Below are 266 nucleotides of genomic sequence, written 5' to 3'. Positions count from 1 at the left end.
TTGCCGGATCAGACGGCACAGTGTTGGGGCCAGGGATGGTATTGCCCTGCCCGTTTCTGCCGCTCCAGCCATTCGGAAAGTAGATTTCCTTCGTAAAGTAGCGGATATAATCTTCATGTTCTTCCTCTGCTGCGATACCGATTCCGTCATTTTTACTCCATGCTGCATCAAGCAGTTCTTTTGCCAGATTTTTGGCTTTGTTTCCAAGAGCGGTAAAGCCGCCGGTTTCGGCTTTTGTTCCGGCCGCAAAGAAGACGAGCGTTTTA

General features: G+C 50.0%; 1 protein-coding gene. It reads right to left on the bottom strand.

The window, feature by feature from the left end; translation table 11 throughout:
* Positions 1 to 266: glycoside hydrolase family 48 protein (locus CF394_RS03470; RefSeq protein ID WP_279327636.1), on the bottom strand; the 266-nt coding region annotated here is incomplete at both ends.

The sequence above is a fragment of the Tetzosporium hominis genome (genome assembly GCF_002265435.1).
Lineage (GTDB): Bacteria > Bacillota > Bacilli > Bacillales_A > Planococcaceae > Chryseomicrobium > Chryseomicrobium hominis.
This window is presented reverse-complemented; position numbering and strand designations above follow the sequence as displayed.